The organism is Pseudomonas sp. m6p, from assembly GCF_055760375.1.
In genome coordinates, this window is record NZ_CM147084.1 from 1,075,026 (window position 1) to 1,100,673 (window position 25,648).

Annotated in this window: 19 protein-coding genes and 4 tRNA genes; 16 read left to right on the top strand and 7 right to left on the bottom strand. The window is 60.3% G+C overall.

Translation table 11 applies throughout. The annotated features are described in order from the left end of the window. The first annotated feature begins 160 nt into the window (after positions 1–160). Positions 161–1,525, top strand: a complete 1,365-nt coding sequence (locus ACYZUM_RS05085) for a DNA recombination protein RmuC (protein WP_473061353.1) — start codon at positions 161–163, stop codon at positions 1,523–1,525. 86 nt (positions 1,526–1,611) lie between these two features. Here the strand turns inward: ACYZUM_RS05085 and ACYZUM_RS05090 are convergent, their stop codons facing one another. Continuing rightward, positions 1,612–5,082: a hybrid sensor histidine kinase/response regulator gene (locus tag ACYZUM_RS05090; RefSeq protein ID WP_108182098.1), complete on the bottom strand. Its 3,471-nt coding sequence runs from the start codon at positions 5,080–5,082 to the stop codon at positions 1,612–1,614. A gap of 247 nt (positions 5,083–5,329) precedes the next feature. Continuing rightward, a complete protein-coding gene (locus ACYZUM_RS05095; RefSeq protein WP_108182099.1) occupies positions 5,330–5,872 on the bottom strand; it encodes a TetR/AcrR family transcriptional regulator in 543 nt (180 codons plus the stop codon). A 91-nt stretch (positions 5,873–5,963) separates the two neighbouring features. On the opposite strand from ACYZUM_RS05095, the gene ACYZUM_RS05100 reads away from it, so the two are divergent. The 4 genes from ACYZUM_RS05100 to ACYZUM_RS05115 all read left to right on the top strand — a co-directional run bounded on the left by ACYZUM_RS05100 (position 5,964) and on the right by ACYZUM_RS05115 (position 10,743). Continuing rightward, the gene (locus ACYZUM_RS05100; RefSeq protein WP_108182100.1) at positions 5,964–7,151 is read left to right on the top strand and encodes an MFS transporter; all 1,188 of its coding nucleotides are present in this window, start codon (positions 5,964–5,966) and stop codon (positions 7,149–7,151) included. A gap of 51 nt (positions 7,152–7,202) precedes the next feature. Beyond that, positions 7,203–7,514: a cupin domain-containing protein gene (locus ACYZUM_RS05105; protein WP_108182101.1), complete on the top strand. Its 312-nt coding sequence runs from the start codon at positions 7,203–7,205 to the stop codon at positions 7,512–7,514. Between the two features lie 105 nt (positions 7,515–7,619). Beyond that, positions 7,620–8,771 carry a TDT family transporter gene (locus ACYZUM_RS05110; RefSeq protein ID WP_108182102.1) on the top strand — a complete coding sequence of 384 codons (1,152 nt, stop codon included), beginning with the start codon at positions 7,620–7,622 and terminating at the stop codon, positions 8,769–8,771. Between the two features lie 97 nt (positions 8,772–8,868). Continuing rightward, entirely contained in the window at positions 8,869–10,743 is a 1,875-nt protein-coding gene (locus ACYZUM_RS05115; protein WP_108182103.1) for an MFS transporter, read from the top strand. Positions 10,744–10,866: 123 nt separating this feature from the next. Here the strand turns inward: ACYZUM_RS05115 and sugE are convergent, their stop codons facing one another. From sugE to rdgC, 3 genes are all read right to left on the bottom strand, one after another. Next, positions 10,867–11,181 carry a quaternary ammonium compound efflux SMR transporter SugE gene (gene sugE, locus ACYZUM_RS05120; RefSeq protein ID WP_003223093.1) on the bottom strand — a complete coding sequence of 105 codons (315 nt, stop codon included), beginning with the start codon at positions 11,179–11,181 and terminating at the stop codon, positions 10,867–10,869. 119 nt (positions 11,182–11,300) lie between these two features. Then, entirely contained in the window at positions 11,301–12,266 is a 966-nt protein-coding gene (locus ACYZUM_RS05125; protein WP_047292912.1) for a bile acid:sodium symporter family protein, read from the bottom strand. Between the two features lie 174 nt (positions 12,267–12,440). Beyond that, positions 12,441–13,361 carry a recombination-associated protein RdgC gene (rdgC, locus tag ACYZUM_RS05130; protein WP_003223096.1) on the bottom strand — a complete coding sequence of 307 codons (921 nt, stop codon included), beginning with the start codon at positions 13,359–13,361 and terminating at the stop codon, positions 12,441–12,443. Positions 13,362–13,520: 159 nt separating this feature from the next. Here rdgC and ACYZUM_RS05135 point away from each other — a divergent pair. From ACYZUM_RS05135 to ACYZUM_RS05150, 4 genes are all read left to right on the top strand, one after another. Further along, positions 13,521–13,596, top strand: a tRNA-Val gene (locus tag ACYZUM_RS05135). A gap of 19 nt (positions 13,597–13,615) precedes the next feature. Further along, positions 13,616–13,692, top strand: a tRNA-Asp gene (locus ACYZUM_RS05140). 199 nt (positions 13,693–13,891) lie between these two features. Further along, a tRNA-Val gene (locus ACYZUM_RS05145) sits at positions 13,892–13,967 on the top strand. A 19-nt stretch (positions 13,968–13,986) separates the two neighbouring features. Then, positions 13,987–14,063: transfer RNA gene (locus tag ACYZUM_RS05150), tRNA-Asp, on the top strand. A gap of 200 nt (positions 14,064–14,263) precedes the next feature. Here the strand turns inward: ACYZUM_RS05150 and ACYZUM_RS05155 are convergent. Next, entirely contained in the window at positions 14,264–15,427 is a 1,164-nt protein-coding gene (locus ACYZUM_RS05155; protein ID WP_108182104.1) for a catalase family protein, read from the bottom strand. Continuing rightward, complete coding sequence (locus tag ACYZUM_RS05160; protein WP_108182105.1) at positions 15,424–17,232, bottom strand: di-heme-cytochrome C peroxidase; 1,809 nt, start codon at positions 17,230–17,232, stop codon at positions 15,424–15,426. The genes ACYZUM_RS05155 and ACYZUM_RS05160 overlap by 4 nt, the downstream gene beginning before the upstream one ends. A 270-nt stretch (positions 17,233–17,502) precedes the next feature. Here ACYZUM_RS05160 and ACYZUM_RS05165 point away from each other — a divergent pair, with 270 nt between their 5' ends. The 7 genes from ACYZUM_RS05165 (at position 17,503) to ACYZUM_RS05195 (ending at position 25,643) form a co-directional block, all read left to right on the top strand. Next, positions 17,503–18,219 carry an FKBP-type peptidyl-prolyl cis-trans isomerase gene (locus ACYZUM_RS05165; protein WP_007966725.1) on the top strand — a complete coding sequence of 239 codons (717 nt, stop codon included), beginning with the start codon at positions 17,503–17,505 and terminating at the stop codon, positions 18,217–18,219. A 300-nt stretch (positions 18,220–18,519) separates the two neighbouring features. After that, positions 18,520–18,975 carry a YkvA family protein gene (locus ACYZUM_RS05170; protein ID WP_108182106.1) on the top strand — a complete coding sequence of 152 codons (456 nt, stop codon included), beginning with the start codon at positions 18,520–18,522 and terminating at the stop codon, positions 18,973–18,975. Positions 18,976–19,087: 112 nt separating this feature from the next. Continuing rightward, positions 19,088–19,429, top strand: coding sequence for a helix-turn-helix domain-containing protein (locus tag ACYZUM_RS05175; protein ID WP_108182107.1), 342 nt, complete (start codon positions 19,088–19,090; stop codon positions 19,427–19,429). Then, the gene (locus ACYZUM_RS05180) at positions 19,426–19,797 is read left to right on the top strand and encodes a hypothetical protein (RefSeq protein ID WP_003223109.1); all 372 of its coding nucleotides are present in this window, start codon (positions 19,426–19,428) and stop codon (positions 19,795–19,797) included. The genes ACYZUM_RS05175 and ACYZUM_RS05180 overlap by 4 nt, the downstream gene beginning before the upstream one ends. Continuing rightward, a complete protein-coding gene (locus tag ACYZUM_RS05185; protein ID WP_108182108.1) occupies positions 19,798–20,196 on the top strand; it encodes an SEL1-like repeat protein in 399 nt (132 codons plus the stop codon). It begins immediately after the preceding gene. 246 nt (positions 20,197–20,442) lie between these two features. Further along, the gene (locus ACYZUM_RS05190; RefSeq protein WP_108182109.1) at positions 20,443–25,227 is read left to right on the top strand and encodes an RHS repeat-associated core domain-containing protein; all 4,785 of its coding nucleotides are present in this window, start codon (positions 20,443–20,445) and stop codon (positions 25,225–25,227) included. Beyond that, positions 25,227–25,643, top strand: coding sequence for a hypothetical protein (locus ACYZUM_RS05195; protein WP_473061300.1), 417 nt, complete (start codon positions 25,227–25,229; stop codon positions 25,641–25,643). Before ACYZUM_RS05190 ends, ACYZUM_RS05195 begins: the two co-directional genes overlap by 1 nt. Positions 25,644–25,648 lie beyond the last annotated feature (5 nt).

Below are 25,648 nucleotides of genomic sequence, written 5' to 3' on the forward strand. Positions count from 1 at the left end.
ACGCCTTGGTTAACCTTCAGGCTTTATCGGATCGGCAGGAGTGGCTATGGCTATGGACTTGACCAGCGTGTTGCTCGGTCTGGCGGGCGCGGGATTGCCGCTGCTGGCGCTGGCCTGGCAACTGCAGCGGCGGGCCAGCGACCGGCAAGCCGAGGTCGCCTTGCTCGAAGAGCGCCTGGCCATGGCGCAACTGGCGCAGGACGGGCTTAACGTGCAGTTGGAAGCCAGCCGCGATGAAATCGTCGACCTCGGCCAGGCCAATGCCGCCAGGCAGGCGGAGTTGGCGGCTCTGCGCCGCGAAGTCGAGTTGCTGCAGATCGAGCGCGATGACGCCCGTGACGCGTCCCACGCCTGGAACATCGAGCGCGCCAACAAAGAGGCCGAATTGCGTCGTCTCGACGCCCAGGCCGCGTCGCTGAACGCCGAACTGCGCGAGCAACAGGAAAGCCATCAACAACGCCTCAACGACCTGCAAGGCTCGCGCGATGAGTTGCGCGCGCAGTTCGCCGAGCTGGCGGGAAAGATCTTCGATGAGCGTGAACAGCGCTTTGCCGAGACCAGTCAGCAGCGCCTCGGCCAGTTGCTCGATCCGCTGAAAGAGCGCATCCAGTCCTTCGAAAAACGCGTGGAGGAAAGTTATCAGGCCGAAGCCCGTGAACGCTTCTCGCTGGCCAAGGAACTGGAGCGCCTGCAAGCGCTTAACCTGCGTCTGAGTGACGAAGCGACCAACCTGACCCGCGCCCTCAAAGGCCAGAAGACCCAAGGCAACTGGGGTGAATTGATCCTTGAACGGGTGCTGGAACATGCGGGTCTGGAGAAGGGCCGCGAGTACCAGACGCAGGTCAACCTCAAGGGGCCAGACGGCGAGCGCTTCCAGCCGGATGTGATTATTTACCTGCCGGGCGACAAGCAGGTGGTGGTCGACTCCAAGGTCAGCCTCACGGCGTATCAGCAGTACGTCGCCGCTGAAGACGACTCCCTCGGCCAGATCGCGATCAAGCAGCACGTGCTGTCGCTGCGCAGTCACGTCAAAGGCCTGGCCGGAAAGGATTACAAGCGTCTGGAAGGCCTGCACAGCCTCGATTTCGTGTTGCTGTTCGTGCCGATCGAAGCGGCATTTTCCGCCGCTCTACAAGCTGAGCCGACGCTGTTTCAGGAGGCGTTCGACCGCAACATCGTGATCGTCAGCCCGACCACGTTGCTGGCGACGTTACGGGTGATCGACAGCCTGTGGAAGCAGGAGCGACAAAGCCAGAACGCGCGGGAAATCGCCGAGCGTGCCGGCTGGCTGTACGACAAATTCGTGCTGTTCATTCAGGATCTGGACGAAGTCGGCAATCGCCTGCAACAGCTGGACAAGGCCTACAGTTCGGCGCGCAACAAACTCACGGAAGGGCGCGGCAACCTGGTCAGCCGCAGTGAACAGCTCAAACTGCTCGGTGCGCGGGCGAGCAAGAGCCTGCCGGCGGATCTGCTGGAGCGGGCGATGACCGATGTCGACGGGCTGGTCGAACTGCCAGAGTGAAGAGCAAAAGATCGCAGCCTGCGGCAGCTCCTACAGGATGAATGCAAATCCCATGTAGGAGCTGCCGCAGGCTGCGATCTTTTGCTTTAAAGCGGCACATACCGACTCAACAACGCCCGCAACGCCGCCGGTTTCACTGGTTTGGCCAGATAATCCAGCCCTGCCGCATGCACCTGCGCCACCGTCTCCGGGCGGCCATCGGCGCTGATCACCACCCCCGGCACCGGCTCGCCTAACGTGGTGCGCAGCCACGCCATCAGCTCGGTTCCGGTATCGCCGTGGTCGAGATGATAGTCGACCAGTGCCAGTTGCGGTCGTACGCCATCGTTGAGCAACGCCGCGCATTCCTCGCGATTGCGCGCCGTCCACACCTGACAGCCCCAGCGGGTGAGCAGGCTGTTCATGCCAATCAGAATGCTGTCTTCGTTGTCGATGCACAGCACTTGCGCGCCGCTGAGCAACTTGCCGTTCAACTCCACCGCGGCGTTCTGCGGCAGCGCTTGCGTCCGGGCCAATGGCACGCTGACGCTGAACACGCTGCCGCGTCCCGGCCACGAACGTACGCGCAGGGTATGGCCAAGCACGCGACACAAACCGTCGGCAATCGCCAGGCCCAGGCCGAGGCCTTTTTCGGCGCGGGTCTGATGGCTGTCGAGGCGTTTGAATTCCTCGAAAATCACTTGTTGTTTGTCTTCCGGAATTCCCGGCCCGCGATCCCACACTTCCAGACACAGCTCACTGCCGCGTCGACGCACGCCCAGCAACACTGGCCCTTTGGCATAGCGGAAAGCGTTGGTCAGGAAGTTCTGCAAGATCCGTCGCAGCAGCTTGATGTCGCTGTCGATGCGCAAATGACTGCCGCGCACCCGGAACGTCAGCCCTTGTTCCTGCGCCAGCGCCTTGAATTCGGCGCCGAGGGTGTCGAACAGCTCGTTGACCGCGAACGGCTTGCGATCGGGGTTGATCTTGCCGTTTTCCAGGCGGGAAATATCCAGCAGGTCGCTGATCAAGTCTTCTGCCGAACGCAGCGAACTGTCGAGGTGTTGCACCAGTTTCTGTGCCTCGCTGCTCAAACCGTCGTCCTGATGGGACAGGGCGGCAGAGAACAGGCGCGCGGCGTTCAGCGGCTGCATCAGGTCATGGCTGACGGCGGCGAGAAAACGTGTTTTTGACTGATTCGCGGCCTCGGCATGGCCCTTGGCTTCGGTCAGTGCAACGTTGAGCTGCGACAGCTCTTGGGTGCGCTCGCTGACCCGTTGCTCCAAACCTTCGTTGGCCTCGGTCAGCGCCTGCTCGGCTTCGCGGAACGCGGTGATGTCGGTGAAACTCATGACGAAGCCGCCGCCGGGCATCGGGTTGCCGATCAGCTCGATCACCCGGCCGTTGGGGAACAAGCGTTCGGAGGTGTGCGCACGGCCCTGACGCATCCAGTGCAGGCGCCGGGCAACGTGGACCTCCGCCTCGCCGGGGCCGCACAAGCCGCGTTCGGCGTTGTAGCGAATGATGTCGGCAATCGGCCGGCCGACGCTGATCAAGCCGTCCGGGTAGTTGAATAGCTCCAGATAGCGCCGGTTCCAGGCCACCAGTTTCAGCGACTGGTCGACCACGCTGATGCCCTGGGTAATGTTTTCGATCGCGCCTTGCAGCAAGGCGCGGTTGAACTGCAGGACTTCCGAGGCTTCGTCAGCGATTCGGACGACGTCTTCCAGCTGCATTTCCCGACCTTCAATCGCGGCTTTTACTACCGCGCGCGTCGACGAAGCGCCGAGCACACCGGCCAGCAGACGTTCGGTGTGGGCGATCCATTCGCCGTCAGCATTCTGGTTCGGGTTGAAGCCCTTGCCCTGGCGGTAAGCGAAACGAATGAAGCTCTGCCGCGCACGCTCTTCACCGACAAAGCGTGCCGCCAGTTGCAGCAAATCATCAATCTGCACCGCAAGCATCGAGCGCGCACTCGGCCGAGCACTGATTTCCTGGCCGATGAAGCGCCCGGCCTGCCAGTGTTCCGAGACCCGCGTGCGCGACAACACCGAGACCCATGCAAACAGCGTGAAGTTGCCCGCCAGTGACAGCACCACGCCTTGGGTCAGCGGGGTGATCGGCAGGTTCAGCGGGTTACTGTGCAGCCACGAAAGGCCTGGGAACGTGCTCAGCGACCAGCCGAGGCTGTGGGCGGCAATCGGCAGGATCAGCGTGTAAAACCAGAGGAACGTACCGGCGGCCAGACCGGCGAACACCCCACGGCGGTTGGCCTGTTTCCAGTACAGCGCGCCGAGCATCGCCGGGGCCAGTTGGGTGACGGCGGCGAAGGCGATCTGGCCGATGGTTGCGAGGCTTGCGGTGGAGCCGAGCAATCGGTAACTGACGTAGGCCAGCAACAGAATCAGCACGATGCTCACGCGGCGCACCGAGAGCATCCACTGGCGGAACACTTCGAACGGGCGCTCGGCGTTGTTACGGCGCAGCAACCACGGCAAGAGCATGTCGTTGGAAACCATGGTCGACAGCGCCACACTGGCCACAATCACCATACCGGTGGCCGCTGACGCACCACCGATGAACGCCAGCAACGCCAGGGCCGGATGGGCCTGGGCCAGTGGCAGGCTGATCACGAACGAGTCCGGGAGTACGTGGCTCGGCAGCATCATCTGCCCGGCGAGGGCGATCGGCACCACGAACAGCGCGGCCAGCGCCAGATAAGCCGGGAACACCCATTTGGCCAGGCGCAGGTCTTGCGGGTCGATGTTCTCCACCACCGTGACATGAAACTGTCGTGGCAGGCAGATGATCGCCATCATCGCCACACCCGTTTGCACCACCATCGACGGCCAGTTGATGGTTTCTTTCCAGTATTGCTCCAGTCGTGGCGCGAGCATGGCCTGATTGAACAGGTCGTCGAAACCGTCATACAGGCCAAAGGTGACGAAGGCGCCGACAGCAAGAAAGGCGAACAGCTTGACCAGTGATTCAAAGGCAATCGCCAGCACCATGCCGCGGTGGTGCTCGGTGGCGTCGAGGTTGCGCGTGCCGAAGACGATAGTGAACAGCGCCAGCACCAGCGACACGATCAGCGCGGTGTCCTGGGCGCGGGTGCCCATGGCGTCGGCACCGGCGCCGATCAACAGGTTTACACCGAGGACGATGCCTTTGAGTTGCAGAGCGATATAAGGGAGAACGCCGACCAGACAGATCAGCGCGACCACCACTGCCAGCGATTGCGATTTGCCGTAGCGCGCGGCGATGAAGTCGGCAATCGAGGTGATGTTCTCCTGTTTGCTGATCATCACCATTTTCTGCAGGACCCACGGCGCGCCCAGCAACAAGAGGATCGGCCCGAGGTAGATCGGCAGGAATGACCACAGCTGTTCGGCGGCTTGGCCGACGGCGCCGAAGAACGTCCAACTGGTGCAATAAACCGCCAGCGACAGGCTGTATACCCACGCGCGCATCCGCGGCGGCAACGGCGTGCTGCGACGGTCGCCATAGAAGGCGATGGCGAACATGATGGCCATATAGGCCAGGGCGACGGCGGCGATCAGCCCGGTGGACAGCGACATGCAACACTCCCGACAAAAGACTCCCCGGCAATCCTGCCCGGGCGGACAGTCTCGCATGAGTGCGGCGGTTAGTCAGTGTCGACCAAGGTCGTGGCGTGGCGGGGTGTCGCAGGTTTGAAACCGGGTGGTTTCTCGGGTGACCGGTCGGGCCCCATCGCTGGCAAGCCAGCTCCCACAAGGAACTCCAGTGGGCACATATTTTGTGAACATCACAGACCCTGTGGGAGCTGGCTTGCCAGCGAAAGCGTCAGTCCTGTTTCAGCGCGATATCGATCAACCGATGCAGCTCATCCACCTCCAGCGCCGCCGCCGAAAACAGAATCCGGAACACCACCGGGGCCACCACCAGATTGATCAGATGATCAACGCTCGGCGCCGGCTCGTCAGGGTGACGCTCGATGATGGTCTGCAACTGCGCGCCAAGAATCGTCACGCAGTACCCCGGCGTGGCGCTGGCCTGCACGTCGCGCATCATGTTGCGCCCCGGCTCCGAACTCATTTCGTCCAGATATTGCTCGGCCCAGGCGCGGATATCACCGCGCAGGTCACCGGTCACCGCCGGTTCACTGTCCGGGCGCATGCGGGCGAGGGCGACGTCGGCGAGCAATGCTGCCAGATCACCCCAGCGCCGATAGATCGTCGACGGCGTGACCCCGGCGCGCGCCGCGATTTGCGGGACGGTCACGGTGCTGCGCTCCTGTTCTTGCAGAAGTGCGCGGACTGCCGAATGAATCGACTCTTGCACCCGGGCACTGCGGCCGCCGGGGCGTAAACCTTCTTTAATAGCCATGCGCCAGACCTTAACACAAAGAATTTGCTTTAAGCCAAAGCCGAGAGCACACTCCGCAAAAGCAAAAAATTAGCTTTTGCGGAGTGTGCCCATGACCAGCCTTGCTTCCAACCGTGGCAGCCTGATTTTTCTGGCGATCACCTTACTCAGTTTTCTCGCCGCTTCCACAGCGCCGACGCCGTTGTATCACCTGTATCAGGATCAACTGCATTTCTCGGCAGCGGTGCTGACCCTGATTTTCGGCGTGTATGCGCTGAGTCTGCTGGCGGCGCTGCTGACGGTCGGATCGCTGTCCGATCACCTGGGACGTAAACCGGTGATTTTCACTGCCGTGCTGCTCAATGCGCTAGCGATGTTGCTGTTTATCAGCGCCGACAGTGTTGCCTGCCTGATCAGTGCCCGCGTATTGCAGGGTTTTGCCACCGGCATGGCCACCGCTGTTTTGAGCGCGACGCTGCTCGACACCGACCGTCAGCAAGGGCCGTTGATCAACAGCGTCGCACCGTTGCTCGGCATGGCGCTGGGCAGCATGGGCTGCGGCTTGCTGGCCGAGTTCGCCCCGGCGCCGTTGCAACTGACTTACTGGCTGCTGCTGGCGCTGTTTGTGTTGCAGGCGGTGTATGTCTGGCGTCTGCCGGAAAGCGTCACTCCACAATCCGGGGCTTGGGCTTCACTGCGGCCGACCCTGCATGTGCCTGTTCAGGCGCGTTCGACCTTATGGCGTGTGCTACCGCTGAACACCGCAACCTGGGCCCTCGGCGGCTTTTTTGCCTCACTGGCACCGTCGCTGGTGCGCACTGCTACCGGTTCGACTTCGAACCTGATCGGCGGCGCTACCGTTTCGGCGTTGACCGTGACCGGTGCGCTGATGATCTTCACTTTGCGCAATCGTCCCGCCGGCAAAGCCCTGCAAATCGGCGCCAGTCTGCTGCCTGTCGGCGTGCTGCTGATTTTGCTCGGCGTGCACAGCGCCAGTCTGGCGCTGTTTTTCCTCGGCACACTGGTTGCCGGTTGCGGCTTTGGCTCGGGTTTCCTCGGCGCGGTGCGCAGCCTGGTGCCGTTGGCCCTGCCGCATGAACGGGCCGGTTTGATGTCGGCGTACTACGCGCTGAGTTATCTGGCGTTCTGCCTGCCGGCCTTGTTGGCCGGGCATTTGACCCGAGCCTATGGGTTGCTGGCGACCACCGACGGCTATGGCGCCGGATTGATCGTCCTGGCCGTCGCCGCGCTGTTGCTCAGCCTGCGCCCGCAAGCAGTGAAGGCTTGCAGCACTCCATAAACGTGATGGTTTCAGTTACCTTTGTCCGGCCTTCTTTTCACGGATCGACAGATGAAGATTATCCGCAGCAAGTCGTTCACCGCCGAGCGAGCCTGGGGCGCGCTGGACATCGCCAACATGAACGGCATCACCACGCGCCTGCACTGGACTGATCAGCCGTACAAATGGCACATCAACGACGGCGAGGAGGTGTTCGTGGTGCTCGACGGTCAAGTGCAGATGCACTATCGCGAACAGGGCGAAGAAAAGCAGGTGCTGCTGGAGGTCGGCGACATTTTCTACGCCTCGGTCGGCACTGAGCACGTTGCGCACCCGCAGGGGGTGGCGCGGATTCTGGTAATCGAAAGCGAAGGCAGTGTTTGACTGCTTATCTGCAAAGTAGATAACAGATAGAGAAATTACCCGTTATATAGATATTCGATTCGGTTCTACCATGGACTCAACCTCACCTGAGGACAGGAGTTCATGATGATTTGCCCCAACACTGCCAAACCCGGTATCAAGCCGTTCAGCCAGCTTCAGCATCCGCGTGAAGCGATCCGACAATTCACCCCGAACTGGTTCGCCGCAACCATGGGCACCGGCGTGCTGGCCCTGGCGCTGGCGCAACTGCCGGTGGCGATCCCCGGGTTGCACGCGGTGGCCGAAGGGTTGTGGCTGTTCAACATTCTGTTGTTCACCTTGTTTACCTTCGCCTATGCCGCGCGCTGGGTGCTGTTTTTCGATGAGGCGCGGCGAATTTTCGGTCACTCCACGGTATCGATGTTCTTCGGCACCATTCCCATGGGCCTGGCGACCATCATCAACGGCTTTCTGCTGTTCGGCCTGCCTCGCTGGGGCGATGGGGTGATTCATCTTGCCGAAGTGCTGTGGTGGCTCGATGTGGCGATGTCGCTGGCCTGCGGTGTGTTGATTCCGTACATGATGTTTACCCGTCAGGAACACAGCATCGACCAGATGACCGCCGTCTGGCTGTTGCCGGTGGTGGCGGCGGAAGTGGCGGCGGCCAGCGGCGGTTTGCTCGCGCCGCATCTGGCCGATGCTCACGCGCAACTGGTGGTGCTGATCACCAGCTACGTGCTTTGGGCATTCTCTCTGCCGGTGGCGTTCAGCATTCTGACCATCCTGTTGCTGCGCATGGCCCTGCATAAACTGCCTCACGAAAACATGGCCGCCTCGAGCTGGCTGGCCCTCGGCCCGATCGGCACTGGTGCGTTGGGCATGTTGCTGCTGGGCGCTGATGCACCAGCGATCTTCGCCGCCAACGGGCTGCCGGGTATCGGTGAAATCGCTGCAGGCGTAGGGCTTGTCGCCGGTATCACCCTGTGGGGCTTCGGCTTGTGGTGGATGTTGATGGCGCTGCTGATCACCGCGCGTTACCTGCGTAACGGCATCCCGTTCAACCTCGGCTGGTGGGGTTTTACCTTCCCGCTGGGTGTGTACTCGCTGGCGACCCTCAAGCTCGCCAGCACGCTGAACCTGGGTTTTTTCAGCGTGGTCGGCTGCGTGCTGGTGAGTCTGCTGGCGGTGATGTGGCTGATCGTCGGTAAACGCACCGTGCAAGGCGCGTGGCGCGGTGAGCTGTTTGTCTCACCTTGTATTGCAGGGTTGAAGAAATAACCTGAAAAGTTTAGGTAAGGTGTGGCCTGGATCGCGGATCGAGATTCCAATAAGCAGATCCAGGCCATTCTCTACCGACCTCAGGGAAACACGGAAGATGAGTCACCCCTCACAGTTCAACCTGCTTCGCACTCGGCGCTTTCTGCCGTTTTTCATCACCCAGTCACTGGGCGCGTTCAACGACAACGTGTTCAAGCAGTCGCTGATCCTCGCCATTCTGTATCGGCTGACCATCGAAGGTGACCGTTCGATCTGGGTCAACCTGTGTGCGCTGCTGTTTATCCTGCCGTTCTTCCTGTTCTCGGCGCTGGCCGGGCAGTTCGGGGAAAAATTCGCCAAGGACGCGCTGATCCGTCTGATCAAGCTCGCGGAAATCGCGATCATGGCCGTAGGATCGGTCGGTTTCCTCTTCGATCACCTGTCGCTGATGCTGGTGGCGCTGTTCGCCATGGGCACGCATTCGGCGCTGTTCGGGCCGGTGAAGTATTCGATCCTGCCGCAGGCGTTGCGTGAGGATGAACTGGTTGGCGGCAACGGGCTGGTGGAGATGGGCACGTTTCTGGCGATTCTCGCCGGGACCATCGGCGCCGGCATCATCATGTCCTCGACCCATTACGCGCCACTGGTGTCGACGGCGATTGTCGGCATTGCCGTGCTGGGTTATCTCGCCAGTCGCGGCATTCCACGCGCTGCCGCGGCGTCGCCGGAAATGCGCCTGAACTGGAACATCTTCAGCCAGTCCTGGGCCACCCTCAAACTCGGTCTGGGCCAGACGCCTGCGGTGTCGCGTTCGATTGTCGGCAACTCGTGGTTCTGGTTTGTCGGGGCGATTTACCTGACGCAGATCCCGGCCTACGCCAAGGAGTGGATGCACGGCGACGAAACCGTGGTGACGCTGATTCTCACGGTGTTTTCGGTAGGCATTGCGCTGGGTTCGATGCTGTGCGAGAAGCTCTCCGGGCGCAAGGTCGAGATCGGTCTGGTGCCGTTCGGTTCGTTCGGCCTGACCGTGTTTGGCCTGCTGCTGTGGTGGCATTCCGGTGGAATCCCGGAAAGCGTCAACGGCCACAGCTGGACCGAAGTGCTGGGCTTTGCGCATACCTGGGCGGTGCTGGTCGACATTCTCGGCCTCGGTATTTTTGGCGGCTTCTATATTGTGCCGCTGTACGCGTTGATCCAGTCGCGCACCGCCGAGAACGAGCGGGCGCGGGTGATTGCCGCCAACAACATTCTCAACGCTCTGTTCATGGTGGTGTCGGCGATCGTTTCGATCGTGTTGCTGAGTGTGGTCAAACTGTCGATTCCGCAGCTGTTCCTGGTGGTGTCGCTGTTGAACATCGGCGTCAACGCCTACATCTTCAAGATCGTCCCCGAGTTCAGCATGCGTTTCATGATCTGGCTGCTCAGCCATTCCATGTACCGCGTCGAGCACCGCAACCTTGAGGCGATCCCGGACGAGGGCGCGGCGCTGTTGGTGTGCAACCACGTGTCTTTCGTCGATGCGCTGCTGATTGGCGGCGCGGTGCGTCGGCCGATTCGCTTTGTCATGTATTACAAAATCTACAACCTGCCGGTGCTGAACTTTATCTTCCGCACGGCGGGGACGATTCCGATTGCCGGACGCAACGAAGACATCCAGATCTACGAAAAAGCCTTCACCCGGATTGCCCAGTATCTGAAGGACGGTGAGCTGGTGTGCATCTTCCCGGAAGGCAAGTTGACCACTGACGGCGAGATCAATGAGTTCAAGGGCGGGCTGACGCGGATTCTCGAAGAAACGCCGGTGCCGGTGATTCCGCTGGCGTTGCAGGGGTTGTGGGGGAGTTTCTTCAGCCGCGATCCGAACAAGGGACTGTTCAAGCGGTTGTGGTCGCGGGTGACGTTGGTGGCGGGTTCGGCGGTGGCGGTGGAATCTGCGGAGCCGGCGAAACTGCAGGGGTTGGTGGGGGCGTTGCGCGGGGCCGTCAAGTAGTTGTTGCCTGAATTGGCCCCATCGCTGGCAAGCCAGCTCCCACAGGTTTTATGGATTTACACAAGATTTGTGTTCACCGGAGATCTCTGTGGGAGCTGGCTTGCCAGCGATGGGGCCATTGGCTTAAGCGCTTACTTTAAGGCCAATCAACCCGGTAATGATCAACGCCACACTGGCCAGCCGAATCAATGCCATCGATTCACCAAACAGAATGATCCCGGCAATCACCGTGCCCACAGCGCCGACTCCGGTCCAGATCGCATAAGCCGTACCCAGCGGCAATTCCTTCATTGCGAGACCCAGCAGGCCAAGGCTGATGGCCATGGCCGCCACGGTCAGGACGGTGGGGAGCGGGCGGGTGAAGCCGTCGGTGTATTTCAGGCCGACGGCCCAGCCGACTTCGAACAGGCCGGCGAAAAACAGAATGATCCAGGACATGAGAGACCTCCATCGATTGATGGGGCCGTCCCCAGATTGATAACTCGATCGAGCCGCAGGGTCGTCCCCGCGTAGCGCAACAGTCTGCCGAGCATTAATCCGGGGATCAAGTTTCCCGGTCAGTCGGCCGGCTGCTGCGCCAGCGCCTCACGGTCTTGCTTCTCGCTCATGCGCCGGAACCAGGTCGAGAGCAACGCCCCGGAAATGTTGTGCCAGACGCTGAACAACGCGCTCGGCACCGCCGCCAGCGGCGAGAAGTGCGCACTCGCCAGCGCCGCGCCCAACCCCGAGTTCTGCATGCCGACCTCCAGCGCCAGCGACTTGCGCTGCGCCAGTGGCAACTTGAACAGACGTCCGGTGAAGTAACCCAGCAGGTAGCCGAAGCTGTTGTGCAGCATCACCACGGCCATGATCAGCAGGCCGGATTCGGCGATCTTCGCCTGACTGGCGGCCACCACGGCGGTGACGATAATCACGATGCTGACCACCGACACCAGTGGCAACACGTCCACCGCGTGGCGCACCTTGTCGCCGAGCACGCGTTGCGCGACCACGCCGAGCACGATCGGCAGCAACACCACTTGCAGGATTGACCAGAACAATTCCATGAACGAAACCGGCAACCACGCCGAAGCCAGCAGCCAGATCAGCGCCGGGGTCAGCAGCGGGGCGAGGAGGGTGGTGACGGCAGCAATCGCCACCGACAGCGCCAGATCGCCGCGGGCCAGCCAGGTCATGACGTTGGAGGAGGTGCCGCTTGGGCAGCAGCCGACCAGAATCACCCCGACCGCGATTTCCGGTGGCAGATGGAAGATCTGGCAGAGCAACCACGCCACACCGGGCATGATCACAAAATGTGCGACCACGCCCAACGCCACACGCCACGGATGGCGGGCGACGGCAGCAAAGTCGTCAAGTTTGAGGGTCAGACCCATGCCGAACATCACCAGCCCCAGCAGCGGCACGATCGCACCCTTGAGACCGAGAAACCACGCCGGTTGCAGGAACGCGATCACGGCGAAAATCAGAACCCAGTAAGCGAAAGTGTTGCCGACAAAGCGGCTGAGTGCAGCCAGTGCGCGCATGGCGTGTTCCTTATTATATGAAAGCGTTAGGAAGCTAAGCATACGGTGCCAGCAAAAAGATCGCAGCCTTCGGCAGCTCATACAGGAAAACACATTCCAAATGTAGGAGCTGCCGAAGGCTGCGATCTTTGCTTTTTCAGGCGCCCTCAATAAAGGAGGGCGCCGGAGAGAGGTTTAGATCCCCTGCGGAGTCTCTTCCCCACCCAACGCTTCCACCAGTGCCGGCAGGAAGTCGCCGAAGGTCAGCATCATCAGGGTGAAGCTGGCGTCCAGTTGGCCCAGAGCCTCGTCGCCACCGTCCTGTTCCGCCTGATCCTGCAGCAGGTCTTCGAACTTCAGGCGTTTGACGGTCATTTTGTCGTCAAGCATGAACGACAGCTTGTCCTGCCAGGCCAGCGACAATTGGGTGACCACTTTGCCGGTGCTCAGGTGCAGCTGGATTTCTTCGCTGGTCAGATCCTGACGCTTGCAACGCACGATGCCGCCGTCTTCGTGGGTATCGCGCAGCTCGCATTCGTCCAGTACGAAGAAGTCCGGTGCTGCTTGCTGGGTGGTGACCCACTCGGTCATCACCGCGGTCGGTGCGGTTTTCACGGTCAGCGGACGCACGGGCAGGGTGCCGAGCACTTCACGCATTGTGGAAAGCAGGTCTTCGGCACGTTTCGGGCTGGCCGAGTTGACCAGGATCAGGCCCTGTTTCGGCGCGATGGCAGCGAAGGTCGACGAACGACGGATAAAGGCGCGCGGCAGGAACGCCTGGATGATTTCATCCTTGATCTGATCGCGTTCCTTCTTGTAGACCTTGCGCATCTGCTCGGCTTCGATCTCTTCGACCTTTTCCTTGACCGCGTCGCGCACGACGCTGCCCGGCAGAATACGTTCTTCCTTACGCGCAGCGATCAGCAGGAAGTCGCCGCTGACGTGCACCAGTGGCGCATCTTCGCCTTTGCCGAATGGCGCGACGAAACCGTAGGTGGTCAACTCCTGGCTTGCACATGGACGCGCCAGTTTGGTGGCCAGTGCAGTTTCCAGCGCCTCGGCATCGACAGGCAGGTCTTGGGTCAGGCGATAGATCAGCAGGTTTTTGAACCACATGGGGTGAGTCTCTCCTTTATACAAAGGGGGGCATTATTGTCTTCGCCGTGGCATAGGCCAACCCTTCTCTAAGCCTTTGGAAGGCCTGAGAAAATTAATTAAAAAAGTGCTTGCCAGAGGTTGGGTCGCTCCGTAGAATGCGCGCCACACCGAAGCGAAGGGTGATTAGCTCAGCTGGGAGAGCGTCTGCCTTACAAGCAGAATGTCGGCGGTTCGATCCCGTCATCACCCACCATTCGTTTCAAGTGTTTAGCGCAGCGGTAGTTCAGTCGGTTAGAATACCGGCCTGTCACGCCGGGGGTCGCGGGTTCGAGTCCCGTCCGCTGCGCCATATTCGGTCACCTGGACCACTGAACGCCAGGTCACCACGGAAAAACCCGCTGAAGCGGGTTTTTTTCTGTCTCACGTTTGTACCTTGTTCCATCGGGTTTGTGTCGTTTCACCGGTTTTCGGATTTATTTGAAAAAAACTTCAATTAAATCAACACTTTACGAAAACTTGTGGCATAATGCGCCCCGTAACGAAGCGAAGGGTGATTAGCTCAGCTGGGAGAGCGTCTGCCTTACAAGCAGAATGTCGGCGGTTCGATCCCGTCATCACCCACCATTCGTTTCAAGCGTTTCGCGCAGCGGTAGTTCAGTCGGTTAGAATACCGGCCTGTCACGCCGGGGGTCGCGGGTTCGAGTCCCGTCCGCTGCGCCATATTCGGTCACCTGGACCCACTGAACGCCAGGTCACCACAGAAAGCCCGCCTAGTGCGGGCTTTTTGCTGTCTGCGATTTGTGAAATCACTCGATCTCCTCTGTAGGAGCTGCGGCACGCTGCGATCTTTTGATCTTGCTTTTAGAGATCAAAAGATCGCAGCCTCGTTTCACTCGACAGCTCCTACAGAGGAATTCTCACTATTCGGCATTGCGACTGTGCCGATAATCGCTCACCGCCTCATACACCGCTTTACGCAAGCGATTGATCCCGCCAATCGGCCGATGCGCCTCGATACCAAACCACGGATTGAACGACAGGTTGTCGCATGCCAGATTCAGCGCTGGCGTGTCGAAGTCCTGCGCCGGCAGGGTGATCCGTGCCACTGTTTCGAACCCTGAATCCTGCTCGCGCCACTCGATGCTGGTGTCCTCAATAGGCATGTACTTGTTCGCATCCTGACGCTGAATCTGCAGCACAAAACACGCCGGCACCCGATCTGTGGACAATTGCTGATTCAACGCACTGCGCAGGAAATTCGGCAGGTCGTGATTTTGCGCGGGCAGGGTGTAGGTTGGGCAGTTGTCTGGATCCGGCGCAACCCGAAACTTGGCATTGGCCTCGCCAAATTTGTAAGGCGATACCGAAAAGTAGGTGGTCGCGGTCGGGCTGTCCGGCGGCGGTGACAGGGTCGCCAGGGCGATGAACAGGTGGCGTAACTGCCAGGTGCGCGGATCCCAACCGGGGAAAAACGCCCTGATTTTTTTGCCGTCAGCCTGAGCTGCCACATTCTGACGGTACTCGGCGACATCGCTGACGAAGAAGTTCGGGTGGCTGAACATCACGAAGTCTTGTTCACGGCGCACCTGACGGTCGCCGAGCAGCTGCTTGCCGGGGACATCGAGCAGCTTGATCGCCATCCCCCGGGCGTCGCGGATGCTGTCGAACTGCGGGTAGGCGTTGCCATTGGACAAGCGAATCAACGCCTGCCAGGTTTTGCCCGGTTCGGTGAAAACACCTTGGCGCAGCGCTGGTGTCAGTTCCGGCAGCACCGTCATTTCAGCTTTCACGCAACCATGGGCCTTGGCATGCGCATCGCGCAGGTAGCGTGTGCCTTCGCGGTGCTGATCGACGATGCGCACGGCAGTCTGGATCACGTCCTGGGTCATGGCCGCTTCACCGGCGGGAATCTGTTCCTGCGCCGACACCGGACCTCTGTGTTGCCAGATGAACCACGCGCTCGCGATGGCCCAGCCCAGCAGGCCGACAATCAGCAGGGCCAGCAGGGTTTTGCCCAGCAGTCGTCCCAGCCACAGCCAGATGCGGGCGAGAAGGGAGGGTTTTTTGTACGAGTTGATCATCATGGCAGTTGCGCCTCCAAAGGCCCGCCCAGGACTTTCAGGTACTCCAGCAATGCCCAGCGTTCTTCGGGTTGCAGCAGGCGGCCGATAACCCCATTGCCACGCTCGCCGGCGCGGAATTCGTGGCCGCTGTTGTGGTTGCCGGTGATACGCGTATCGAACAAAAAGCCGTTGGTGAAGGCTTCGGTGCGATAACCCAGATGGCGCGGGTCATACTCGAACGAACCCTTATAGAAAGTCGTCGCGCGCTCATCCTGCGGCGACAGCAACTGGTAGAGGCTTGGCACCGAACCGTTGTGCAGAAACGGCGCGGTGGCCCAGACACCGGCCAGTGGTCTGGCCTTGTAGGCAACCTTTTCACGCACACCGATCGGCAGGCCGAAGCCGTCGAGTTGTGGCTTTTCCTCAGCGGTGACGCCGGCCTCGCGATAGGCGCGCTTCTCGACGAATGCGGTGACATAGGCCAGGCCCTTGGCCACCGATAGCTGGCTCAGATCCAGTGGTTCGGTGGGCGTCGGATGCAACTTCACATCCATTTGCTCAAGTTCTTTCGGGTCCCATTGCAGCGGCGTCAGGTCGAAACGGTGAGTGGCAATGTTGGTCGCGGCATTCGGGTCGGTGCCGATCACCTCCAGCGGCAACATGTGCAAGTGCTGCACCCAGCGCTCGCCCTCTTGAGTCTTGCGCGGCACGTGGCAACCGGCGCAGTTCTCGGCAAACAGCGTGCGGCCCTTGGCGGCCAACGGTTTGTCGATGGCGCCCAGGACATCTTCCGGCCAGGCTGGCGGTCGCAGGCGTTGCAGGGTTTCCTCGATTGTGTGCAGATCGCGTACGCGGACGCTTGAGGCATAACGCGCATCGCCTTGCAGCGGCTGGCCGTTGCTGTCGAAGAAATTCAGCGTGGCGCCGACGCCCAACGCCTCACCGATGTTACGCGCCATCGGTTGCTGCGCCGAGCCGTTCCACTGCACCCAGTCGAAAGTCCACATGTCCCACAGTTGCGGGTAGTCGACCGGGGCATTGGCCACGCGGTAGTTGGCGGGGGAAATCGCGTCGCCGAAGGTGGCGTTGGCAATGCGGCCGAACGCATCGGTGCGTCCAGGGCCTTCCTCGGTCGGGTAGAGGCCGCGATGGGTATCGTTCCAGGCGACTTTCAGGAAGGTGTTCAGCGATTGCTTGAAGTCTTTGCGCAGTTGCTCGCGGCGCAGCTCGTAGCCATCGCCCAGAACATTTCTGGCGAAGCGTTCGAATTTCCACGGGTTGTAGTAAGTCGAGGTCAGACTGGCGACCAATGCCTGCCCGAAACTGCCACCGCGCAACGTAGGAACGCTGGAAGGCAAAACATGCTGCGCCGACCCGCCGTCGATCCGCACGGCCTGGCCGTTGAAGCGCAATTCACCGGTGTGGCAGGCGGCGCAGGTGATATCGAGGTATTGCTCGGTGCCGCCTGGGTTCGGGTGGCGGGCGAAGCCGACCGGCAGATTGCCGGGGTTGTTTGGCGTGGCTTTTTGCTGCGGATCAACCAGAAAACCGAAGCGTGCAAGGTATTCCGGGGACGCGAAACGTTGCTGAGAGAAGGGCAGCTCGAGCGCCTGGAACCATTCATAGCGCAGGCCTTTGACCTGCGTCCCTTGCGGGGTGAAATAGTAAGTCTGGCGCTCCTCCTCGCTCCACTGTTGCAGGTAATGCACCTGTTGGGCCGGGGTATAGAAGGGCAGTTTTGGGTTGGCGACGTAGTACAGAATCACGGCCAGGACCAGGCCCAGCAGTACCACGATCAGAGTCAGCACACGGAATAAGAGGCGCAAGATAAACATCCTTGTCGAGTTGTTGCGCTGTTATGCCTCAGCTGCTGCGGGTGCGGCAAGTGGCCATTACGCCAACTGTCGTAGGAAGTCTCGTCAGCCCTTGTCAGGCCCAGATGACAGAAGCTTCATCGTCGCTTTGCCCGAATGCGTTTTAATCCCTGAACTTATCGGACGTTTCCTGCTCTCATGCCGGTAGCCATTGGTCGTGGCGGCCTGATAAGCTCGCGGCTTTACTCGATTGCCCTTTCGGCGCATGAACAAGGAAATAGCATGAAACAGCATCGGTTGGCGGCGGCGGTAGCCCTGGTTAGCCTGGTCCTCGCGGGTTGTGATTCGCAGACCAGCGTAGAGCTGAAAACCCCGGCGCAAAAAGCTTCCTACGGTATCGGCCTGAACATGGGCAAGAGCCTTGCTCAGGAAGGCATGGATGATCTGGACTCCAAAGCGGTAGCCCAGGGCATCGAAGATGCCGTCGGCAAGAAAGAACAGAAGCTGAAAGACGAAGAACTGGTCGAAGCGTTCGCCGCGCTGCAAAAGCGTGCCGAAGAGCGTATGGCCAAGATGAGCGAAGAGTCGGCAGCCGCCGGCAAGAAATTCCTCGAAGAAAACGGCAAGAAGCCTGGTGTCACCACCACCGCTTCCGGTCTGCAGTACGAAGTGGTCAAGAAAGCCGATGGCCCACAGCCCAAGCCGACCGACGTAGTGACTGTTCACTACACCGGCAAGCTGACCAACGGCACCGTGTTCGACAGCTCCGTGGAACGTGGCAGCCCGATCGATCTGCCGGTCAGCGGTGTGATCCCGGGATGGGTTGAAGGTCTGCAACTGATGCACGTTGGCGAGAAGTACAAACTGTACATCCCTAGCGATCTGGCCTACGGCGCGCAATCGCCAAGCCCGGCAATCCCGGCCAACTCGGTTCTGGTCTTCGACCTGGAACTGCTGGCCATCAAGGATCCAGCCAAAGAAGACGCCGCTGCCAAGTAACAGGCATCGGTAACGGCTTCGCCAACAACGCCTCGCTTATGCGGGGCGTTGTTGCATCTGAAGGATGGCGCAGTTAAACAGAGCGAACGGATGCCGCTGACAGCAGTCCTAGAGATTGAGGCCGCCGTGGGTAGACGTCCTGAGCCGCCAAGTCAATGAAATATTGGGATTTTTTATGTGAGTAAAAAACGCCCGATCTGAGCGAAGCCCTTATGAAACGGGGCTCTCAGCGCTGAAATGCAGCTCTGTTCACAAGGTTATCCACAATTTGTGTGGATAACATTTCAACGGGAGAAATAGATGAAAGCGCCGTGGAATTTCGCCCGGTTTCTGCCTCTGGCGGGACGCCTGCTGGCCCGTGGCCGCCTGCCGACTCTGCTGTTCGCCGTGGCGAGCAAGGGCGCTGCGCAAGGTAATCGCCTGGGCAAGCTCAAGGATGATCTGCGCTTGCTCCAGGCATTGTGTCTGGCTTACTGGCGCGGCGAGTACCGGGCGATCAGTCCGAAAGCCATCGTTTCGGTGGTGGCAGGGTTGATGTATTTCCTCAGCCCGGTGGACGCGATCCCGGATTTCATCCCCGTATTCGGCATGCTCGATGACATTGCTGTTCTCGCCTGGCTGATGAAAACCCTCGACGACGAACTCGCTGCCTTCCGGCTCTGGCGCAATCGACAACAGCCGAAAAAACTCGCAGTGGTCGAGCGTTTGCCCGATACCCCCGAGCAACTTCAACTGCAGGGTCCGAAAAAAACCTGATTCACCTCGCCTGCAGGCAGATTGATACCCCCCGCGACCTTGGCCGCTGTTAGGATTACACTTCTAGGGAAAAGTGCCGACTCGCTAAGTGTTGTTGTCCTACGGGGTAGTCATGGATATTCAGATAATTGCACGCGATGGCGAACCCGAATACGCGGTTCTGCCATGGGGCCAGTATCAGGCTCTATTGAAAGCAGCAGGCATCAACGACATACCGCAGCAGCAGGCGCCAGCGCCGGCCGCCGCAGCGCCAGACCCGATTCTTCCAGGTCTGGATCAACTACGCAGTCTGCGCGAAGGGAAGGGCATCGCCTTCGAGGCGCTGGCCCGCACGGTAGGCATCAGCCCGTCTTATCTGGCCATGATCGAAAGCGGCGAGCGTCAACCTGACGCCGCGATTCGCCGCAGCCTGGCCTGGGAACTGACGGTGCCGGGTTGGAGGGATGAATCGTGAGCGTACGCATCAGTCGTCAACATTGGGACGGATTGCTGGGGGAGCTGGATCAGGCGCGCAGGCAGCGCCATCTGTTGACCTATCGAGCCTTGCTCGAACGTTTGCAACTGCCGACGCCGGCGATGCAGACGCTGACTGCGGCACTTGAGCATCTGGCTGCACTGGACGCCAAGGCCGAGCAGCCATTGCGCAGCTCGCTGGTGATCAGCCAAGGGGCCAGCCGTTTGCCTCGAACCGGCTTTTTTGAGTGCGTTGAACGTCTCGGGCGTTTTTCCGGGCCATCCGATGGCGTTGCGGCTGCCTCTTGGCATGCGTCGGAAGTGGTCAGGGTTTTCGAATACGAGTACCCGGAATCGGCGGAGGCCTGAGTGTTCTTTCGACTCAAGGCGTCGACCAGTTACTGGTTGGCCCGCAGGCTGTTTCACTGGTCGTGGTTCGTACGCCAACCCAGAGGCTGGCGCTGGCTCGAAGGGCAGTTTGCGCGTATGGCCAATCTGGGCGATGTCGGCGCGCAAAGCTTTTATGGGCACATTCTGACGTTTCGCGGTGTTGGCCTGGGCGCCCGCGAAGAGGGTGTGCGACTGTTGCGTCTGGCGGCGCTCGCCGGCGATGGCAAAGCGGCTTATCAGGTCGGCGTGATCAGCCTGGCCGGTACTCCGGGCAAAGCGCCGGATCCGGCAGAAGCGGCGCGCTGGTGGACGCTGGCCGCCAAGGCCGGCCACCCGTTGGCCGAGCTCAAACTCAAAGAGTTGAGCGCTCGGGATTAAACCCAGTAAATCATTTTGTATCGTTGGATAAACGTGGCGTGAGGGAAACCTCACGCCACGTTTGCGTTTGTCGCCATACGTTTTGTAGTAATCAGTCCTTTGCAGAATAGTCCTACAGCAAAAGCCTACTCGCCTGACTTCTTTCCTGATTGATCCCCCGCAAAGTCCCCGCGCCTAATTTTTGCGCGAGGGAACGCTCATGTTTGACCCGGTTTTTCATTCCACCCCGCATCGTTGCGTGCGCTGATGGAAGCCGTCAGCCGTATCGAGCAGGAACTCGACAGCTTTCCCGACACCCTCAGCCTCTATCGCCAGCAGCTTGAACATTGGTTCAGCAGCGCGGCGGATCAGGTCAGCCACGCGGCGGACTTGCCGTCGCTGATGGGCATGGAGCGGATCATCCGTTTCGGTGATCGCATCACCGCTGTCAGCACAGGAGACAGTGAGTTTGCCTCCGGCGTCGTGCAGTGCCCGAAAAGCGGGTTGCTGACGATCGAGAGCAAATTCGAGTCGGTGTACGACATTCCGCTGGGCGACATCGTGGTCGATGTGGTGGCGGTGGATGATGGCCAAGTCCTCCCCGTCGGACTTGATGCGCAAGGCCTGGGAACATTCACCGGGACGCCCGGCAAGTTCTATCGCGTGCAGGTGCACAGCGACGTTACCTCGGCGCAGATCGAGGCGCTGTTCAAGTCCTACGACGGCTTGACCGGCAATCTGGAGGGCTGGCTGCGCAGCGAGTGGCAGGGGTTCAAGCCGCAGTGGTCACAGTCGGTGGCAACCGCGGCGGGCAACGGCATGCTCGCCGGGAGTTGGGCGGCGATTGAGGGCGTGTGGGACAGCATCGGCATGCTGTCGGAGATTCTGCAGGATCCAGGGGCGTTTGCCGAACGCCTTGGAAGTGGTGCGGCCGATCTGATCCGCCTCGCAGAATCAGCTCCGGATGTCATGCAAAAGCTGCAGTTGCTGGTCAGCGACGAGGCGGCGCTGTGTTTGCTGCTGCGCAGTGCGAGTCTCTGGCTGGAGATGCTGCCGCCCAACCAGATCGCCGGCAAAACCGCTGAAGTGGCGTCGATGATGATCGTGCAGGTGCTGATCGATGTTCTGATCGGCGTTGTGTTGACATTCGTCGGGGCTGGCGCAGGGATCGCTTATCTGACGCTACGCCTGGCGGATCGCGCCGCCCAGCTGCTCACGGTTGTGAAACGCTTGATAAAGGCGATGTTCGGCATCGTCAACACGTTCATCCATTACGTCGACCAGTACAAAACTGTCGCCGCGCGGGGCATTGCCGCCGGCGTTAAAAAGGGCCGCATGCAGTTGCGCTGGGATGCGAAGCGCAATGCCGCCCTGAAGAAAAACGAGCATCACGACGACTCGCCGGAACAAGCGAAAAACCCCAACGGCGACAGCGCCGATTGCGCGCCGCTGACCTGCACCAACGGTTGCCCGGTGTCGATGGTCACCGGCGAAGAACTGCTGACCCTGACCGATGGCACGCTCGATGGCTTGCTGCCGTTTGAGTTCACCCGGTTGTACCGCACCAGCGCGGTGGAGATCGATGTCGGGCTGGGGTTTGGCTGGAGCCATTCGCTGGCGCATAGGCTGGAGTTCGATGGCGAGGCGGTGGTCTGGGTCGATCACGAGAACCGGCGCACGCGGTTCCCATTGCCCAGTGTTGAACGGCCGCAGATCCACAACAGCCTGTCACGGGCGGCGATTTTTCTCGGCGATGAGCCCGAGGAACTGATCCTCGCGCTGGCGGGGGATGCGGCGCGGTTTTATCACTTTCGTGCCGGGCGACTGACGGCGGTCAGTGATGGGTATGGCAATCGTCTGACGGTGCATCGCGATCATTCCGAGCGTCTGCAGCGCCTGGATAACGGGGCCGGGCGCTCGCTGCTGTTGCGCTACGACCGGGCGCATCTGGTGGCAGTTGATTACCAGGTGTTTGAGGCGGGTGGCTGGCGCACCGAGCAAACGCTGGTCAGTTATTGCTTCGACGCCCGTCAGCGATTGTTGGCCGCGACCAATGCCGTCGGGGACAGCGAGCGTTACGACTACGACGATCAGCACGTCATCCTGCAGCGGCAACTGAGCGGCGGCGCGAGCTTTTTCTGGGAGTGGGAGCGTTCCGGCAAAGCCGCGCGTTGCGTGCGCCATTGGGCCTCCTTCGCGCAGATGAATACGCGGTATGTCTGGGACGACAGCGGCCGCGTCACGGTGCATTACGTTGATGGCACCGAAGAAACCTACGTCCACGACGACAGCGCACGGCTGGTGCGCAAGGTCGAGGCCGATGGTGGTGAGCACCTCAAGGCTTATGACGATCAGGGCCGGCTGATCGCCGAGCAGAATCCGCTGGGTGCGGTCACCGAATACCGCTACGACGATGTCGGACGGTTGATCGCGCTGCTTCCTCCGGACGAAGAGCCGACGTCCTACGAATACCGCAACGGTTTCCTGCACAGCCGTTCTCGCGGCGAGGCGGTGTGGACGTTTCGGCGCAACGCCGAGGGCGATGTCACCGAGGCGGTCGATCCCGACGGTCAGGTCACCTATTACTACTACGACACGCGCGGGCAGTTACTGTCGATCCGCTATCCGGACAGCAGTCGGCACAAGTTGTCGTGGAATGACCTCGGCCAACTCATCGAAGAAACCCTGCCCGACGGTGGTGTACGGCGCTTTTCCTACGATGCGCTGGGGCGACGGACGACCACTTGCGACGAACACGGTGCGATCACTCGCCAGCAGTGGGATGCCATTGGCCGACTGGTTCAGATGACTTTGCCTACAGGCGCCACCCGCGCCTACAGCTACGGCGCGTACGGCCAGGTCACGGCCGAGCGTGACGAACTCGGGCGCATCACCCGCTACGAGTATGACGACGACCTGCACCTGGTCTCGCGCAGGATCAATCCCGACGGCACGCGGGTGCAGTACCGCTACGACCATGCGCAACTGCTGCTGACAGAAATCGAGAACGAGTCCGGAGAAAAGTACCGCCTGGACTACACGCCCACCGGACTGATCCGACAGGAAACCGGCTTCGACGGCCGGCGCACCGCGTACGCCTACGACCGCAACGGGCACCTGCTGGAAAAAACCGAGTTCGGCGATGACGGCTCGACGCTGGTCACTGCCTACGCGCGTGATGCGGCCGGGCGTCTGCTGCTGAAAACCCTGCCGGACGGGGTTGAGGTGGCTTACACCTACGACCGCCTGAGCCGATTAACCGGGGTCGATGATGGCCAACAACATCCACTGGCCTTTGAATACGACCTGCAGGACCGGCTGATCACCGAGCATCAGGGCTGGGGCACCTTGCGTTATGCCTATGACGCCTGCGGCCAGCTCAAGCGCCAGCGTCTGCCGGACAACAGCACGCTCGACTATCACTACGCCAAGGGCGGCGCGCTGACCGCCATTGACCTTAATGGCACACGGCTGACCAGCCACGTCTATCAATCGGGTCGCGAACAACAACGCCAACAAGGCCTGTTGCTCAGCGAATATGCCTACGACGACCAGGGCCGTTTGCTGGCCCACGCTGTAGGTCATCAACACGCTTCGCTGTATCGGCGCGATTATGCCTACAGCGCCAACGGCAACCTCGAGCACATTGCCGACAGCCGTCACGGTCAGCGTACCTACGGCTACGATGCCCTCGACCGACTGATTCGCGTCCGCCACTCGCGCGACGAACTGCCCGAAGCCTTCGCCCACGACCCGGCCGGCAACCTGCTGATGCAGGACCGTCCCGGCCCCACGCGAATCAAGGGCAACCGCCTGCTGATGCAGGGCGACCGGCATTACGACTATGACGCCTTCGGCAACCTGATCCGCGAGCGTCGTGGCCGCGACCAGCAACTCGTCACCGAATACCGCTACGACTGCCAGCACCGCCTGATCGGCCTGACCCGCCCCGACGGCCAAACCGCGTCCTACCAATACGACGCCTTCGGCCGACGCATCCGCAAGACTGTCGACGGCCATGCCACCGAGTTCTTCTGGCAAGGCGACCACCTCGTCGCCGAAACCAGCAAAACCCACCACCGCAGCTACGTCTACGAACCCGGCACCTTCCGCCCGCTGGCGCTGCTCGACGGCAAAGGCCCGAAAAAGGCCTGCCCGTTCTACTACCAACTCGACCACCTCGGCACGCCGCAGGAACTGACCGACTACAGCGGCGAAATCGTCTGGTCGGCGCAGTACGACGCCTACGGCAAGGTGTCGGCGATCACCCTCGCGGGCGAGGACTACCTGGACCAGCCGCTGCGCTTCCAGGGGCAGTATTTCGATGCAGAAAGCGGGCTGCATTACAACCGGCATCGGTATTTCGACCCGAGGTTGGGGCGGTATCTGACGCCGGATCCGATCAAGTTGGCAGGTGGGTTGAATCAGTACCGGTATGTGCCGAATCCGACGGGGTGGGTGGATCCGTTGGGGTTGAACTCCAATTGTCCGCCGCCGAATAGGCCGGGCTGTGAGGTGCCGGGTGGGATTGGTGGGGCTACGGTTGATGAGGGGGAGCCAGCGCTGCCGAAGATGACGGCGCAGGAACGGAGGGCGAGGATTGATGAGTTGGCGGAGGAAAATGCGAAACGACGGGTAACTGAATATGAAGATCTTTATGACATGCATACTGTAAAAAAGCACAGTTCCGAAATTCCCGATCGAGCCCTAAAACAGCGAGCTATCAATGGCGCCGATCCTCACACTGGCGTCGTTCCAAGACCACCCAGAGGAAACCCAAGCTCACAATTTCATAATTGGCGAATGCATTTAGGTGCATTAAACAAGGCGATGACCAGGAATAAAGATGGCTTAATTATGCATACGGGGCAGGATCAGAATGACAATCCGATAGTCAGTTTCGAATTGCCTGGTGCAGGGCGAGGCTACAAACCGAACAGGAAAGATCCGCAAAATCCGATTCTGAATGCGAATATGAACTGGTTTGAATTTAAATTTGATAAGACAAACACGCAAGAGCCGTTTACAGGTTTTCCTTCGGAGAGAAAGTGATGTTGAAAGATCCGTATTTAAATAAGCCTTTCAATCCAAGATTTAGCTGGTTTGTTGGCGTTTTTGATGTCTATGACCGAGAGGATACTCGAGGTGTCGAACTCGGTGTATATAATCCCAATATTTCGGATGATAGAGAGGAGCTTATAAGGAGGTATTGTCTGAATCTGCCGTATCTATCATATAGGCATAAGCTGGTTTTATTTGAGGCTTTAGAGTCAGCGTTAGAAGATTCAAACTATGATTTCAGTAGATTGTTTGATATTGATGAGTGCGAAACATCCAGCTGGCCTAGGGGGGAATGGTACTCGTTAAACAGCCCTCGTTGTTTTTTTGAAGAGATCTACCGCTTGGCGAAAGAGGTTTGGGGGGAAGATCTTGAGAAGGCTGCTGGTGAGGATAGATCTACATGGTGAGGACG

Coding starts and splice junctions, on each gene's coding strand:
- sugE (WP_003223093.1), bottom strand. CDS start 11,181: ATGTCCTGGATCATTCTGTTTTTCGCCGGCCTGTTCGAAGTCGGCTGG.
- ACYZUM_RS05155 (WP_108182104.1), bottom strand. CDS start 15,427: ATGATGATCAACTCGTACAAAAAACCCTCCCTTCTCGCCCGCATCTGG.
- ACYZUM_RS05125 (WP_047292912.1), bottom strand. CDS start 12,266: ATGCGCGCACTGGCTGCACTCAGCCGCTTTGTCGGCAACACTTTCGCT.
- ACYZUM_RS05175 (WP_108182107.1), top strand. CDS start 19,088: ATGGATATTCAGATAATTGCACGCGATGGCGAACCCGAATACGCGGTT.
- ACYZUM_RS05165 (WP_007966725.1), top strand. CDS start 17,503: ATGAAACAGCATCGGTTGGCGGCGGCGGTAGCCCTGGTTAGCCTGGTC.
- ACYZUM_RS05100 (WP_108182100.1), top strand. CDS start 5,964: ATGACCAGCCTTGCTTCCAACCGTGGCAGCCTGATTTTTCTGGCGATC.
- ACYZUM_RS05190 (WP_108182109.1), top strand. CDS start 20,443: ATGGAAGCCGTCAGCCGTATCGAGCAGGAACTCGACAGCTTTCCCGAC.
- ACYZUM_RS05110 (WP_108182102.1), top strand. CDS start 7,620: ATGATTTGCCCCAACACTGCCAAACCCGGTATCAAGCCGTTCAGCCAG.
- ACYZUM_RS05090 (WP_108182098.1), bottom strand. CDS start 5,082: ATGTCGCTGTCCACCGGGCTGATCGCCGCCGTCGCCCTGGCCTATATG.
- ACYZUM_RS05170 (WP_108182106.1), top strand. CDS start 18,520: ATGAAAGCGCCGTGGAATTTCGCCCGGTTTCTGCCTCTGGCGGGACGC.
- ACYZUM_RS05115 (WP_108182103.1), top strand. CDS start 8,869: ATGAGTCACCCCTCACAGTTCAACCTGCTTCGCACTCGGCGCTTTCTG.
- ACYZUM_RS05105 (WP_108182101.1), top strand. CDS start 7,203: ATGAAGATTATCCGCAGCAAGTCGTTCACCGCCGAGCGAGCCTGGGGC.
- ACYZUM_RS05095 (WP_108182099.1), bottom strand. CDS start 5,872: ATGGCTATTAAAGAAGGTTTACGCCCCGGCGGCCGCAGTGCCCGGGTG.
- ACYZUM_RS05195 (WP_473061300.1), top strand. CDS start 25,227: ATGTTGAAAGATCCGTATTTAAATAAGCCTTTCAATCCAAGATTTAGC.
- rdgC (WP_003223096.1), bottom strand. CDS start 13,361: ATGTGGTTCAAAAACCTGCTGATCTATCGCCTGACCCAAGACCTGCCT.